This is a genomic window from Mesorhizobium sp. M5C.F.Ca.ET.164.01.1.1, assembly GCF_004792125.1.
In the GTDB taxonomy this organism is placed as follows: domain Bacteria; phylum Pseudomonadota; class Alphaproteobacteria; order Rhizobiales; family Rhizobiaceae; genus Mesorhizobium; species Mesorhizobium wenxiniae.
This window is the reverse complement of sequence record NZ_SRTG01000261.1, coordinates 1-354: the sequence shown is the minus strand read 5'-3', so window position 1 is coordinate 354 and position 354 is coordinate 1. Positions and strand designations below refer to the sequence as shown.

1 protein-coding gene is annotated in these 354 nt (G+C 62.4%); it reads left to right on the top strand.

Annotation, left to right across the window (positions count from 1 at the left end; translation table 11 throughout):
• The coding region (locus tag EN807_RS33385; protein WP_135938005.1) for a FoF1 ATP synthase subunit a at positions 1–354 on the top strand (354 nt) is incomplete at both ends.

The window sequence follows — 354 nt, the reverse complement described above, 5'->3', positions numbered from 1 at the left end:
ATGGTCGTGCCGGTCATCGTCGCTTCTGCCTTTCTTTGCATGAGCACCGCCGGCCGCGCCCTCATCCCGGGCCGCCTGCCGTCGGTCTCCGAAATGGCCTACGAGTTCGTCGGCAACATGCTGCGCGACGCCGCCGGCAAGCAGGGCATGCAGTTCTTCCCGCTGGTGTTTTCGCTGTTCATGTTCGTGCTGGTCGCCAATCTGATCGGCCTGTTTCCGTACTTCTTCACCGTCACCAGCCACATCATCGTCACCTTCACGCTTGCCGCGCTGGTGATCGGCACCGTCATCGTCTACGGCTTCGCCAAGCATGGCCTTGGCTTCCTCAAGCTGTTCGTGCCGCATGGCGTGCCG